The organism is Micromonospora globbae (assembly GCF_003610785.1).
In the GTDB taxonomy this organism is placed as follows: Bacteria; Actinomycetota; Actinomycetes; order Mycobacteriales; family Micromonosporaceae; genus Micromonospora; species Micromonospora globbae.
Map to the genome: position 1 here is coordinate 281803 of NZ_RAQQ01000002.1, position 14621 is coordinate 296423.

Here is a 14621-nt window from a genome sequence, read left to right on the forward strand (position 1 = left end):
GACCTCCTCGTCACGACTGCGCCGAGCCCTGGTCGTCGGTGGTGTCCGCCGTGACCGGCGGCGTGGCGACGGGCAACCACACGCGCATGGTGGACGGGCCGCGTTCGGCCCACTCGTGGTACGGGATGAGCGGCACGTCGAACGACACCGACGGCGCCGGCTCCAGCGGCCGCTCGGCGTACGGCCAGGGGCGGTCCCGCCCGGCGCCCGGCGCCGCGACGAGACGCACGAGCGGCCGCCCGTCCTGGTCGTCGACGCCGGCGGCGGTGTCGATCCGGACGTCGGCGACGTCGGTGACGGTGCCGTGGCTCGCGCGGTCCAGGTCGACGGACTCGAGGCAGCAGACCTCGGGTCCCCGCTCGACGGCGACGCTGCCGCGGACCGCGTCGATCCGGGGATCGGGGTGGGTGAGCCGGGGCCGCATCGGGAGGACCAGCTCGACCACGTCCCCGGCGCGGAAGGCGCGACGCACGGTGACCCACCCCGGGGCGGCGGACTCGGTGCTGGCGTCGCCGGCCGCGTCGTGCACCACCAGTCGCGCCCCGTCCGCCCACGCGGGCACGCGGATCGAGAGCGTCCAGGGGTCGACGGCGTCGCGCCTCGCGGTGACGCGGACCGATCCGGAGCGGGGATAGTCGGTCTCCACGTCGAGGGCCACGACCTCGCCGCTGTCCAGCCGGGTCCGGATCTCGCAGGTGGCGAACTGGTGGAGCTGGACGCCCTGCGGGTCGGCCGTGGCGACGAGCGCGTCGAGGCTGGCGAAGGTGCGTGCCACGTTCGGGGGGCAGCAGGAGACCCCGAACCAGGGGGCCCGGAGGGAGGACTCGGCGCGCAGCGATGCCGTGTCCGGGTCCGGCACGGTGCCGGGAGTGCGCTGGTGCAGGGTGTTGGCGTAGTAGAACGCGGTTCCGCCCGCCGAGGGGGACGTGGCGACCACGTTGTAGAGCGTCCGCTCGATGAGGTCGCCGTAGCGCGTGTCGCCGCGGGCCAGCGACAGCCGCCAGCTGAACATGATCGAGGCGATGGCGGCGCAGGTCTCGGAGTACGCCCGGTCCGGTGGGAGGACCCAGTCCTCGCCGAAGGCCTCGTCCTGGTGGTGGGAGCCCTGGCCTCCGGTGATGTACGTACGCCGGGCCACCGTGTTGTCCCACTGGGTGGCCAGGGCGGCGAGCAGCTCCTCGTCGCCGGTGTCGACGGCCACGTCGACCGCGCCGGCCGCCAGGTAGTTGGCCCGGACGGCGTGACCGCGCAGCACCGTGGCCCGGCGGACCGGCACGTCGTCCTGGAAGTACTGCTGGCCCCACTCGATCGGGCGCAGCGTGCCGGTGCCGCGGCGGGCGACGAACAGTTCGGCCTGCCGCAGGTAGCGCGGTTCGCCGGTGAGGCGGGCCAGCTCCGCGAGACCGACCTCGATCTCGGGGTGCCCGCACACGCCCTGGACGCCGTCGGGGCCGAACACCGCGCAGACCAGGTCGGCGGCGCGGCAGGCGACGGCCAGCAGGCCGTCGTCGGCGTCCGGCCGGGTGCGGCCCCGGGCCACGGCGGCCTGGAACAGGTGGCCGAGGCAGTACAGCTCGTGGCCCCACTCCAGGTCGGACCAGCGGGGCGCCTGCCCGGGCCGCCCGAAGTTGGTGTTGAGGTAGCCGTCGGGCTCCTGGGCGCGGGCCACCCGGTCGACCGCGGCCCGGAAGGTGGCCTCCAGCGCGTCGTCGCCGGTGCGGCCGATCTCCCATGCCAGCGCCTCGAGGTACTTGTAGACCTCGGAGTCGGAGAACTCCCGCCCGCGCCGGCCCTCGGGCAGGGAGCCGGCGGCGGCCCGGTCGAAGTTCGGGAGCCAGCCCTCCCGCTCCAGCCAGTGGCCGATGTGCGCCAGGGTGTGCCGGTGGTTGACCGACTGCCGCTGGGCCCAGAAACCGCCGGTGATGTGGACCTCGTCCAGGCCCAACGGGCGCAGCCGCCCGGTCGTGGGAGCGGCGGGGACGAACCCGGCCCGACGGCGGGCGGTCCGTGGATCTGCGATGGTCATCGTGGGGTTCATCCTTTGAAGGCGCCGGACATGAAGCCGCGGACGTAGTGACGTTGCAGAAGCAGGAACAGGACGATGCAGGGCAGGGCCAGCACCACCACCCCGGCCTCCGTGGCCCCGTAGTCGACGACTCCCTGCACCTGCCCGCGCAGGTTGGAGACGGCGAGCGGCAGGGTGAGCTTGTCGGAGTCGTTGATCAGGATCAGCGGTGCCATGAAGTCGTTCCACGCCGTCAGGAAGGCGAAGAGGCCGACGGTGATCAGGCCGGGTTTGACGGCCGGGAGCAGCACCCGCCACAACGCGGCCCAGGAGGAGCACCCGTCGACGAGGGCCGCCTCGTCCAGCTCGCGCGGGATGGCCTCGAACGAGATCCGCATCATGAAGGTGGAGAACGGCAGCTGGAACATCGTGAGGACCAGGGCCACGCCGATGAGCGAGTTCTGCAGGTTCAGCTCGTTGAGCAGGACGTAGAGGGGGATCAGCATGGTCGCGTACGGGACCATGAGGATCGCCAGGGTGGTGAGGAACAGGATGTTCCGGCCGGGGAAGCTGAAGCGGGCGAACGCGTACCCGCCGAGCAGGGAGATCGCCAGCGTGAGCACGACGGTGGTCAGCGAGACGAACGCCGAGTTGGCGAGGTACTGCCAGATGCCGGCCTGGTAGTCGGCCAGCGTGCGGTAGTTGCCGACTCCCCACCCGTCGGTCTGGTTGGTGCCGGCCTGCGGCGACACGGACGAGACGGCCGTCCAGACCAGCGGGAACAGGAAGATGACGGCCAGGCTCCCGGTGAAGATCCAGTACGGGGTGCGCAGGACGAGGCCGGCCACGCGGGTCGTGGGGGCACGGCGGACGGGACGGCGGCGTGGCGGCGCGGGCCTCGCGGCGCCGGGCAGGGGGTGTGCCGACGGGCCGGCGTCCGGTTCGGTGGCGACCGGGGCGCCGGCCGGGGTGGGTACGTGGGTGCTCATGTCGCCCTCACTTCTCGTCCGGGTTGTGGAAGGCCCGTAGCTGGACGGCGTTGATGACGACCAGGGCGATGAGGGCGATGACCGACAGCGCGGCCGCCACGCCCAGGTCGTTCTGCCCCTGGAAGGCCATGATGTAGATGAGCTGGACGACCGTGATGGTGCTGTTGTCCGGCCCGCCCTTGGTGAGGATGTAGAACTGCTCGAAGGCCAGCAGCGAGCCGGTGACGCACATGATCGTGGTCAACGCCAGCGTGGGCCTCAGCAGCGGCAGGGTGATCCGCCGGAACGTCTGCCAGCGGGACGCGCCGTCGATCCGCGCCGCCTCGTAGAGCTCGGAGGGGATGCCCTGAAGACCCACCAGCATCAGCAGCATGTAGAAGCCGGCGAACCGCCAGACGATGAGGAACACCGTGGAGAACAGGGCGGCGTTCGGGCTGCCGAGGAACGTCCAGCCGAAGTTCGCCATGAGGTCCGCGGCGGGACCGGCGATCGGTGAGTAGAGCACGTAGAACAGCAGGGACGCGGAGGCGAGCCCGAGGGCGCTGGGGATCAGGAAGGACGCCCGCAGCAGCCCCTTCCAGCGGCTGGACTCCTGCACGAGCAGGGCCAGGCCCAGGCCGAGCGCGATGAGCAGGACGGTGGCCAGGACGGTGTACTTGACCGTGAAGACCACCGAGTCGGCGAAGAACCGGTTGTCGAGGACCTTCGTGTAGTTGTCCGGGGCGTTGAAGCCCTGGTCGCCGGTGAGCAGCGGCCAGCGCGACAGCGACATCCTGACGACGAGGAGCAGCGGCACGACGAACAGGACCGCGACGAACACCGCGGTCGGCGAGACGTAGAGCCACCCCTTGACGGCCTGACCGCGTCGTGCGGGTGATGCCGGGCCGGAGCGCCGGCGGGACCGTCCGGCTCGGCCGGACATCATGGACACACTCATGGTGTGGCCTCCAAGAGAACTGCGGGGGCGGGGGAGCGGGACACGGCGGCGCCGGACCCGGACGGTCGACGGACCGGGCCCGGCGCCGGGGGCGGTGGGCTGCTACTGGGACAGCACCGAGGTGATCTGCTCGTTGTTCGACTGGAGTTTGCCGCCGTCGCCGAGCACGTAGTCACGCACCAGGCTCAGCCACGGGCTGTTCGCGGCGTTGTACGCCTGCTGGAAGTTCGTCGCGACGGGCGTCTGGCCCTTGCCGGCCACCTCGTTGATCGTCACGAGGCGCGGGTCCTTGGCGGCGTACGTGTTGTTGGCCAGGTCCTCGCGGGAGACGACGTCGTTGTTCTTGGCCAGCACCTCGACCTGGGCCTCCTCCGACATCATCCAGTTGAGGAAGTTCCAGGCCTGCGCGGCCTTCTTGGAGTCCTTCGAGATGCCGATGCCGTCGCCACCGACGAACGTGGACGCACCGCCGCCGGGACCGGGGATGCCGGCCACGCCGGCGTCGAACGGGGTCGAGGAGAGCAGCGTGGCCGGGTAGAACATCAGGCCCACCTTGCCCTCGGTGAACCCCGCGGTCCAGGTGGCGCCGGTCTCGTCCTTCGACGACGGCAGCACGGCGCCGGACCTCCAGAGGTCCCGCCACGTGTCGAGGACCTTCGTGCTCTGCTCGCTCGTGAAGGTGGCCTGCGTGCCCTCGCTGTTCATCACCTGGCCGCCGGCGGCCCAGATGCTCGGGAACCAGGTGAAGACGAGGCACCCGCCGCAGTTGAGGCCCGTGGCCGTCCCGTACACGTCCTTCCTGCCCAGGGCCTGGATCTTCTTGGCGGCGTCGGCGTACTCCTCGAGCGTCGCCGGCGCCTTCTCGGGGTCGAGCCCGGCCTCCTTGAACAGCGCCTTGTTCCAGAACAGCATCGACAGGTCGAGCACGAACGGCAGGACGTGCTCCTTGCCGTCCACGGTGCCCGCGCCGAGGTGGCCCTTGTTGATCGAGTCCTTGAAGCTCAGCCCGTCGATGTTGGCGCTGATGTCGCGGAACAGGCCCTGCCGGACCCAGTTCGGCACGTACACGATGTCGGCGGCGAAGAGGTCCGGCAGCCCGCCGGAACCGGCCGCGGCGCCCACCTTGGCGACGTAGTCGTCGTTCGGGACGACGGTGAGGGAGACCTGGTTCTTGTGGCTCTTGTTGTAGGCCTCGACGAGGAGCTTGGCCTGCTTCTCCAGGGGCGCGCGCGTCCAGAGCGTGAGTTCGCTGCCGTCGTCGGTCCCCTCCGCGGCGACGCTGACCGCCGCTCCCGGCGTCCCGTTTCCTCCGCCGCCGCAGGCGGCCAGCGCGAGGACGGCCGCGCTGAGCCCGAGTGTCATGGCGGCCCGCAGACCGCCACGCCGGTGGAATATCTTCATCGCTACTCCTTCGCCCATCGGTGAGCGGGAGCCGCTGCACGGCCCCGGTGGTGGTGTGGTGCCCCCGTCTTGCCGGCCCCGCGACGATGCCGGTACGGGTGGCCCGGGATGCGTCGGAGTCCGTCGTTGTCGTCGAAGATCGCGTAACGAACCGTGATCGGTGCCTGTCGCCGAAAGCACCGAAACCCTTTTCGTTTCGTGTAAAGTAGTGGCCGACGTCACCCTCGTCAAGCACTCGGCGTCCTGACGCAGGGAGCGGCCGCAACGATGGAGGAGAGCGCATGGCGGGCAAGGACCAGGCCGGGGGCGGCAAGGCCGTGACCCTGACGGACGTGGCACGGGTTGCCGGCGTCTCGGTGGCCACGGCGTCGAAGGCGCTCAACGGGCGCAGCCAGGTGGCGCCGCGGACGCGGGCCCGCGTGCTGCAGGCGGCCGAGCAGCTGTCCTTCGTCCCCAACACGCTCGCGCAGGGCCTGCTGGTGGGCCGCACCGGCACGGTCGGCCTGCTCACCAGCGACCTTCAGGGCCGGTTCGTCATCCCCATCCTCATGGGCGCCGAGGACGCCTTCGGGGCGGGCCGGGTCAACGTCTTCCTGTGTGACGCGCGCGGCGACACCATCCGCGAGCAGCACCAGCTCAAGGCGCTGCTGAGCCGCCGGGTCGACGGCCTCATCGTGGTCGGGAGCCGGACCGACGCGCGCCCGTCCATCGGCCACGACCTGCCGGTTCCCGTCGTGTACGTGTACGCCCCGTCCGAGGATCCGGAGGACCTGTCGCTGGTGCCGGACAACGTCGCCGCCGGGCGGCTCGCCGTCGAGCACCTCATCAGCTGCGGGCGCCAGCGCATCGCGCACGTGACGGGCGACCCCTCCTACGCGGCGGCCCAGGACCGGGTCCGGGGCGCCCTGGAGGCGCTGGACGCCGCCGGTCTGGAACTGGTCGGCGAGGTGATGTACTCGGAGTGGTCGGAGCGCTGGGGCCGCGACGCCACCGCCGTGCTGCTCGAACGCCACCCGGACATCGACGCGGTCCTGTGCGGCTCGGACCAGATCGCCCGGGGCGCGTTGGACACCGCCCGGGACCAGGGCCGCAAGGTGCCGGGCGACATCGCGGTCATCGGGTTCGACAACTGGGACGAGATGGTCACCAACTCCCGGCCGGAGCTGACGAGCATCGACCCGAACCTGCAACTGCTCGGCCGGTCCGCGGCCCAGCGCGTGTTCGCCGCCCTCGACGGCGAGGACCTGGGCAGGGGTGTACACACCCAGGCGCCCCGCCTGGTCATCCGTGGCTCCACGGTGGCCCGCCGGTGACCTGACCACCGCCGCGGGCGACGGGCGGCCCCGGCCGCGGCGCGGCCGGGGCCGCCTCGCCGTGCGGGGTGACGCCGGCGTCGCCCCGGTGGACCCGTGACCCCGTCGCGGCCGAATTGACATCGGCGGGCATCTTGCCGAAAAGGTTTTCGTACGCCAAGGTGAGCGCTAGTGACTCCGGTCACGTGAACGCACGGAGCGTGTCCGACCACCACTGCTTCCCATCCCGGCGGACCCCCCGCGCCCGTGCGTCGCCGTCCCCACACCGGCTCACGGAGGTAGGAGATGACCAGTAGACGCACGCGGAGAGGGCCGGTCTGGACGGCCCTGGCCGCGCTCATGGTGGGAGGGATCGTCGGGCTGCCCTCCGCCGCCCACGCCGACGGCCCCGTCCTGCCCGGCAACGAGAGCGACATCGGGCGCTACACCGACGGGCGAAGCCATGTCATGGACATCGGCGACCCCGTCTACAGCAATGTCGGCGACGTCGCCGCGCAGCTCGCACCCGGGGTCCCGTTCACCGCCGGCAACATGCACCAGTCGATCTTCGAAAAGGACCTGGCCGCCGGCGGGACCGACTACTACCTCGACCGCGTCCTCGGGGTGCGCGGAACCCTCGGGTCAGCGGTGCTGATGACCCGAGGCCGCTCCCTGTACATGCGCGGCGCGAGCAACAACAACTTCACCGTCATGGGCTTCGCCGGCAGCACGTACGTCGGCGGGCCCAACAACCTCGGCAACCTCTACACCGTCACGGTGCCCGGCCAGACGGTCACCGAGGTCAACGCCGACCGGTTCAACGCGCCGAGCCACGCGAGGAGCCGGTACACGATCGGCACGACCGGAGTCACGGCCGACCTCACGAAGTTCATCACGTACGACAACGTCGCGGTCACCGCCATCGACTTCAGCAACCCCGGCAGTTCCCCGGCGACCTTCACCGTCCGCGCCGCCTCGCCGCTGGCCACCCGGGCCGGAGACGGCGCGGCCGAGCTCACCGGCACCCGCACCATCACCAGCGGCGCCAACAACGGCCTGGTCGACACGCCCTGGAACACCGTCACGATCGACCTCACCGGCGCCGGCTTCACCCGCGACGGCAGCAACCTCGACCGGCAGGTCACCGTGCCCGCCGGCGGGTCCGTGTCGCTGTCGGTCGTGGGCGCCGTCTCGTCGGCGACGCTGCCCGGGACGGTCACGAGCTACCGGCAGTACGCGCAGATGCCGCCGGCCGAGGCGGTGCGCACCGGCATCACCGAGTTCCACCGCCGCTGGGCCCAGGACGTCCCCTACATCGACGTGCCCGACCCCGCGCTCGAGAAGGCCATCGTCTACCGCTGGTGGGGCGAGCGCTACAACACCCTCGACGCCAACGCGCCCGGCTACGTCTACCAGTACCCCACGACGGTCGAGGGGTCGCACCTCTACCAGAACGCCGTGGCCCTGACCCAGCCGATGCACCTGCAGGACACCAAGTGGCTGCGGACGCCGTACCTGCCGTACGGCCAGATCCTCAACATCGGTGAGCTGTCCGGCTCCTCGGCCTTCCTCGACAGCCCGGGCCACACGAGCTGGAACAACCACTACTCGCAGTACCTCGGCACGGCGGGGCTCGAGGCGTACAACGTGCACGGCGGCGGCCGGGAGATCGCCCGGAAGTTCGCGCACTACTTCGAGGGTGACGGCGTCGGTCAGCTCGAGCACTACGACGGCAACGACGACAACCTCATCGCCTACGACACCAACTACATGCCGGGCAACGACGCGGACGCCATCAGCTTCGGCTTCCCGAAGGCCAACGCCGGCGCGCCCGGTGCGCGGACCATCGAGCGTCCCGAGTCGGCGTACGTCTGGGGCGCGTTCGACGCCGCCCGCCAGCTGTACCAGCTCTCCGGCGCCGACCGGGCCACGGTGGACGCCATGGCGGCCCGGGCCGACGAGATCCGCGCGGCCGTCCTCGGCCGGCTGTGGAGCCCCGACATGCGGATGTTCCTCGCCGGCACCTCGCACGGCGCCACCTCGGCGGCCAGCTCCAACGGCCGGCCGAACCCGCTGCCCGCGGACGCCCGCGACCTGATCCCGGCCAAGGAGTCGAACCTCTACGACGTCTACGCCGAGAACCTCATCCCGTTCGACGAGTGGCAGAAGTACGTCGACGGCTTCCGGTTCCTGACCTACGGCGACAACTTCCCGATCTTCCCGTTCTACACCGCCAACCAGTACGACCGGGCGGCCTACGGGATCGGCGGCTCCAACAACTTCTCCAACATCAACTTCACGGTGCAGTACCGCGGCGTCCGCTCGGCGCTGCGCCACTACGACCCGGAGCAGAAGTACATCACCCCGGCGTACGCCAAGCGGCTGCTCGACTGGATGGCCTGGAGCATCTACCCGAACGCCGACCTGCGCGCCCCGAACCAGGCGGAGTACTACTCCAACTGGAACCCGACCACGAGGACCTACAACCGCAACAACCCGAACCACGTGATGCTCGGGAACATGAACTACATCTTCGTCGAGGACATGGCCGGTCTCCAGCCACGCTCCGACGACAGGATCGAGCTGTGGCCGATCCGGTTCGGCTACGACCACTTCATGGTCAACAACCTGCGCTACCACGGGCACGACGTCACCGTCGTGTGGGACCCGGACGGCAGCAGGTACGGTCTCGGCGCCGGCTACAGCCTGTTCCTCGACGGCGAGAAGAAGGTCAGCACCGACAAGCTCGGCCGGCTCACCTACGACCCGAACACCAACAGGGTGGAGGCCGAGGACGGCCTGACCGTCACCTTCACCGCGTCCGGCGGGACCACGTTCCCGAGCGCCGTGGACACCCCGATCACCGACGACCGGGTCGTCACGTACCTCAAGACGGCCGGCATCGACCTCACCGAGGACGCGCCGAACCTGGCGGCGGGCGCGGAGCTGAGCTCGTCGTACACCCAGCAGGGCGCCCGGCCGACCCCGTGGCGGCAGTTCCACACGCCGGGGTGGAGCACCACCTCGATGAACTACACGCCCGGCGCGATCAGGGAGACGGAACGGCCGGTGTCCCTGTCCGCCGTGACCGACGGCGTGACCGCCAACGAGCCGTACTGGGGCAACCACGGCACCACCGAGAAGAACGGCTACGTCGAACTCGACCTGGGATCGGCCAAGGCGTTCGACAACGTGAAGGTGACCTTCGTCAGCGACCGGCAGGCCGGCGGCTACCACGAACCCGCGCGCTGGTGGGTCCAGGTGCCCGACGGCGACGGAGGGTGGAAGGAGGTGCCGGGCCAGTTCAAGAACCCGACCGTACCGGCGGCCAAGTTCAACGAGGCGCTCTTCACGACCGTGACCTCGGACAAGCTGCGCGTCGCCTTCACCAACAGCCCGACGTACTACACCGCGATCTCCGAGATCCAGGTGTTCGACTCCGGCCGTGAGGTGCCGCCCGTCGCCAACCAGGCGCCGGTCGTCACGGCCACCCGTGACGCCTCGGCGGACGGCAACCTGTCCACCCGCCTGGTCGGCACGGCGTCCGACGACGGCATCCCCTACGACGACGAGCTGCGCTTCGGCTGGGAGACCGCCTCGGCGCCGGAGGGGGCCGGCGTCATCTTCTCCGACCCGAAGGCGCTGGCCACCCGGGTGACCGGCACCGTACCCGGCGACTACGTGTTCCGGTTCGTCGCCGACGACGGCGACAAGCGGTCGGAGGCGACCGTCGCCGTGACTCTCACGAGGCGGGCGGTCTCCGCGGAGTTCGGCTCCTCGGCGACGGTCACCACCAGCGGCACGGCGTCGTGGGAGAACCACCAGCGGGTCAACGAGGCCACCAACCCGGCCAACTCGAACCCGGGCACCGGCAACGGCTGGGGCAACTGGGGCCAGCCGCAGAACGGCACGAGCGTGGCCCGGGAGGCGTGGATCCAGTACAGCTGGACCTCGCCGGTGCGGCTGTCCTCGACCGACATCTACTGGTACGACGACAACGGCGGCACCCGCCGGCCGACGGCCTCGACGTACGCCGTCGAGACCTCCTCGGACGGCACCACGTGGACGCCGGTCACCCTCACCAAGGGGTCGACGTACGCGGGTGGGCTGGCCCTCAACGCCTACAACCACCTCGACTTCGCGCCGATCACGACGAGCCGGTTGCGCATCCGCATCTGGGGCGTCATGGGCAGCGGCGCGGGCACCGGTGTGCTGCGCTGGCGCGCCAACGGCGAGACGGTCGACTCGGTGCGCTCACCCGTGCTGATCCGGACCGCTGTGGGCCAGGTGCCCACCCTGCCGAGCGAGCTCGACGCGGTCTACGCGAGCGGCGCCCGCGGCAAGGCCGCGTTCAGGTGGCAGGAGATCACGCCCGAGATGGTGGCCGAGCCCAACGTCGATCCGTTCGTGGTCTACGGCACGAACGACGCGTACGGACTGGTCGCCGAGGCCCGCGTCTACGTGCGGCCCGAGATGTCCCACGGCGGCATCTCGATCCAGGGCGTCGAGACGTTCGCGCAGACCGTGGAGGTGGGTGAGCTGCCCTACCTGCCGGACAAGGTGGAGGTGTCCTACAACGACGGCTCCCGGGACAACCAGGCCATCGGCGTCGAGTGGCGCTTCGACCGGAGCGTGGTCGACACGCCCGGCCGTCACACCGTCATCGGCGACCTGGTCCTGCCCGACTACGTCAGCGAGGCCGGCGCGACGCGGACCACGCTGACGCTGACCGTCGGCGAGGACACGGTGGCCCCCACGACGGCGCTCACCCGGTCGCCGGCGCAGCCGGACGGCAGCGACGGCTGGTACACGAGCGTCCCGTCCTTCACGCTGGCCGCGTCGGACGCCTTCGCCGTGGCCCGCACGGAGTACCGGCTCGACGACGGACCGTGGACGACCTACCCGGGCAGCCCGGTCGTGGTCGACCAGCAGGGCAGCCACCGGGTGGAGTACCGCTCGACCGACGAGCGCGGCAACGTCGAGGAGGCGAAGGCCGTCACGATCAAGGTCGACACGGTCGCGCCGACCGCGAGGTTCGACGCCACCCTCGGCATCGTCCGGTTCGGGGCGGTGCCGCCCGCTCCGACGTGCACCGCGAGCGACGCCACCTCCGGGCCGGCGGGCTGCGTGGTCACGGGCTACCGCACCGACGTCGGCACGCACACCCTCACGGCCACGGCGACCGACGTCGCCGGCAACGTGGGCACGGCCACGCAGACGTACACGGTGCTGCCGTGGACGGTGAAGGGCTTCCACGAGCCGGTCGACATGGGCGGTGCCGTCAACACGGTCAAGGGCGGCAGCACGGTGCCCCTGAAGTTCGAGGTGTTCTCGGGCGACACCGAGCTGACCGACCCCGCGCTCGTGACGATGGCCGCCGAGCGGGTAGCGTGCGGCGACGCCACCGGGACGGACGACGTCGAGACGGTCACCAGCGGCGCCACCGGGCTGAGGTACGACCCGGACGCCGGCCAGTTCGTCTACAACTGGAAGACGCCGGCCACCCCCGGCGCCTGCTACACGGTCACGGCCACGGCACGTGACGGGTCGAGCGTCACCGCGCTGTTCGCGCTCCGGTAACGACCGACGTATCCACACGGAGGGGCCGCCTCGTGCGGCCCCTCCGCCTGCCCGCCCGGCTCGCACCGAGCGGCCGCCGGCCCGTGGGTAGGGACAGGGCGTTATCGGCGGAACCGGGCGCATCGGGTCGGCGCAGGGCATAGCGTCACGGTGGCGGCGCGACCGCCGGCCGCCCGTCCGGCGGCCCCGCCCCGGTGGAGGAACCGACGTGAACCGTATCGACGGAGTGCTCCTGCCCGAGCTGGAGGATCCGACCCGTGACCCCCTGCTGCCCCGGGCGCTCGGCTGGCTGAGCCTCGCGCTCGGAGCGGGCGCCGTGGCCGCGACCGGTCCGCTCGCCCGGCTGACCGGCGTGGACGACTCACCCCAGGCCCGTACGCTGATCCCCGCCGTCGGCGCCCGTGAGCTGGGGCACGGCCTCGGGCTCGTCCTCAGCGGCGGCCGGGCCGGCTGGGCCTGGAGCCGGGTGGCGGGCGACGCCGTGGATCTCACCCTGCACGCCCGCGCCTGGGCGGACCGGATCGGCGAGCGGCGCCGCCGCGTCGCCCTCACCGGGGCCGTCGTCGCCGGCATCACGGCCCTCGACCTGATCGCGGCGGTCGGCGCCACCCGGGCCCACCGCGCCCGGGGCCGGATGATCCGCGTCGACCTCGGGGTGACGGTCAACCGCACCCCGGCGGAGGCGTACCGGTACTGGCGCGACGTCGAGAACCTGCCCCGCTTCCTGTCCCACCTGGAGGCCGTCCGCGCCGACGACCTGCGCCGCTCGCACTGGATCGCACGCGGCCCGGCCGGCCGGCACATCGAGTGGGACGCGGAGATCGTCGACGACCAGCCGAACCGGTCGATCGCCTGGCGGTCGCTGCCCGGCGCCCGGGTGCCCAACGCCGGCCGGGTCCGGTTCGTGCCCGCGCCCGGCGACCGCGGCACCGAGGTTCGGGTGCAGCTCGGCTACGCGCCGCCCGGCGGCGCGGTGGGCCGGGCCGTGGCGAAGCTCTTCGGCGAGGAGCCCGAGCAGCAGGTCCGCGACGACCTGCGCCGCTTCAAGCAGGTGCTGGAGACCGGGGACGTGGTGCGGTCCGAGGGCAGCCCCGACGGGATCTCGGTGCGGCAACAGGTCATGCAGCGGCCCGCGCAGCCGCTGCCGGCCGGCCTGCGGCGCTGAACCGGGCGAGTGCGAGGAGGGGAACGATGAAGGCCACCGCCTGGATGGGCAAGGACAAGGTCAAGGTCATCGACGTGCCGGAGCCGTCGATCATGAATCCGCGCGACGCGATCGTACGGATCACGACGACCGCGATCTGCGGCTCCGACCTGCACCTCTACCACGGCTACATCCCCGCCATGCGCAAGGGCGACATCCTCGGGCACGAGTTCATGGGCGAGGTCGTCGAGGTGGGCCCCCAGGTGCGCAACCTGCGCCCCGGCGACCGGGTGGTGGTCCCGTTCCCGATCGCCTGCGGGCACTGCAACTCCTGCCAGCGCGGCCTCTTCTCCGTCTGCGAGAACTCCAACCCCAACGCGGGCGTCGCCGAGAAGATCATGGGTCACTCGCCGGCCGGCATCTTCGGCTACTCCCACCTGCTCGGGGGGTACGCCGGCGGCCAGGCCGAGTACGCCCGCGTGCCGTTCGCCGACGTCGGCCCGGTGAAGGTGCCCGACGAGGTGCCCGACGACCAGGCGGTGATGCTCGCCGACGTCCTCCCCACCGGCTACATGGGCGCGGAGATGTGCGACATCAAGCCCGGGCACGTCGTCGCGATCTGGGGCGCGGGACCCGTGGGCCTGCTCGCGGCGGCCAGCGCGCGTCTGCTCGGCGCCGAGCGGGTGTTCGTCATCGACCGGTACCCGTACCGGTTGCGGCTCGCGCGCGAGCACGTGGGCGCCGAGACCATCAACTACGAGGACACCGACGTGCTCGACGCGCTCAACGAACTGACCGCGGGACGGGGCCCGGACGCCTGCGTCGACGCCGTCGGCCTGGAGGGGCACCACGGCAACGCGGCCATCTACGCGTACGACCGGGCCAAGCAGGCGGTCCGCGCGGAGACCGAGCGCCCCTTCGCGCTGCGGCAGGCGATCCTGGCCTGCCGCAGCGGCGGCGTGGTCTCGGTGGTGGGCGCGTACGGGGGGATGGTCGACAAGTTCCCGATGGGCGCCTTCATGAACCGGTCGCTGATCATGCGCGCCGGGCAGTGCCACGTGCAGCGCTACACCCGGCCGCTGCTGGAGCGCATCCAGCGCGGGGAGATCGACCCCAGCTTCATCGTGAGCCACCGGATGCCGCTCAAGGACGCGCCGAAGGGTTACAAGATCTTCCAGAAGAAGCAGGACGAGTGCTCCAAGGTGCTGCTCTCGGTCTGACCGCCGGGGCTCGCTAGGCTGTCGCCATGCGCGCCACCACCCATGATCGCCGT

Annotated in this window: 8 protein-coding genes; 4 read left to right on the forward strand and 4 right to left on the reverse strand. The window is 71.4% G+C overall.

Annotated features, from left to right (window positions below):
* Window positions 1–10: 10 nt before the first annotated feature.
* The 4 genes from D7I43_RS03645 to D7I43_RS03660 all read right to left on the reverse strand — a co-directional run bounded on the left by D7I43_RS03645 (window position 11) and on the right by D7I43_RS03660 (window position 5332).
* The gene (locus D7I43_RS03645) at window positions 11–2026 is read right to left on the reverse strand and encodes a glycoside hydrolase family 127 protein (RefSeq protein WP_120326925.1); all 2016 of its coding nucleotides are present in this window, start codon (window positions 2024–2026) and stop codon (window positions 11–13) included.
* Between the two features lie 8 nt (window positions 2027–2034).
* Window positions 2035–2994 carry a carbohydrate ABC transporter permease gene (locus D7I43_RS03650; protein ID WP_120326926.1) on the reverse strand — a complete coding sequence of 320 codons (960 nt, stop codon included), beginning with the start codon at window positions 2992–2994 and terminating at the stop codon, window positions 2035–2037.
* A 7-nt stretch (window positions 2995–3001) separates the two neighbouring features.
* On the reverse strand, window positions 3002–3931 hold the full coding sequence (locus D7I43_RS03655; RefSeq protein WP_120326927.1) for a carbohydrate ABC transporter permease: 930 nt from the start codon (window positions 3929–3931) through the stop codon (window positions 3002–3004).
* 102 nt (window positions 3932–4033) lie between these two features.
* Window positions 4034–5332: an ABC transporter substrate-binding protein gene (locus D7I43_RS03660; RefSeq protein WP_240032785.1), complete on the reverse strand. Its 1299-nt coding sequence runs from the start codon at window positions 5330–5332 to the stop codon at window positions 4034–4036.
* Between the two features lie 281 nt (window positions 5333–5613).
* On the opposite strand from D7I43_RS03660, the gene D7I43_RS03665 reads away from it, so the two are divergent.
* The 4 genes from D7I43_RS03665 to D7I43_RS03680 all read left to right on the forward strand — a co-directional run bounded on the left by D7I43_RS03665 (window position 5614) and on the right by D7I43_RS03680 (window position 14568).
* Window positions 5614–6645: a LacI family DNA-binding transcriptional regulator gene (locus D7I43_RS03665; RefSeq protein ID WP_120326928.1), complete on the forward strand. Its 1032-nt coding sequence runs from the start codon at window positions 5614–5616 to the stop codon at window positions 6643–6645.
* Between the two features lie 285 nt (window positions 6646–6930).
* A complete protein-coding gene (locus tag D7I43_RS03670) occupies window positions 6931–12204 on the forward strand; it encodes a PxKF domain-containing protein (RefSeq protein ID WP_192902053.1) in 5274 nt (1757 codons plus the stop codon).
* A gap of 208 nt (window positions 12205–12412) precedes the next feature.
* Window positions 12413–13369, forward strand: a complete 957-nt coding sequence (locus tag D7I43_RS03675; RefSeq protein ID WP_120326929.1) for an SRPBCC family protein — start codon at window positions 12413–12415, stop codon at window positions 13367–13369.
* A gap of 26 nt (window positions 13370–13395) precedes the next feature.
* Window positions 13396–14568, forward strand: coding sequence for a zinc-dependent alcohol dehydrogenase (locus D7I43_RS03680; RefSeq protein WP_120326930.1), 1173 nt, complete (start codon window positions 13396–13398; stop codon window positions 14566–14568).
* Window positions 14569–14621 lie beyond the last annotated feature (53 nt).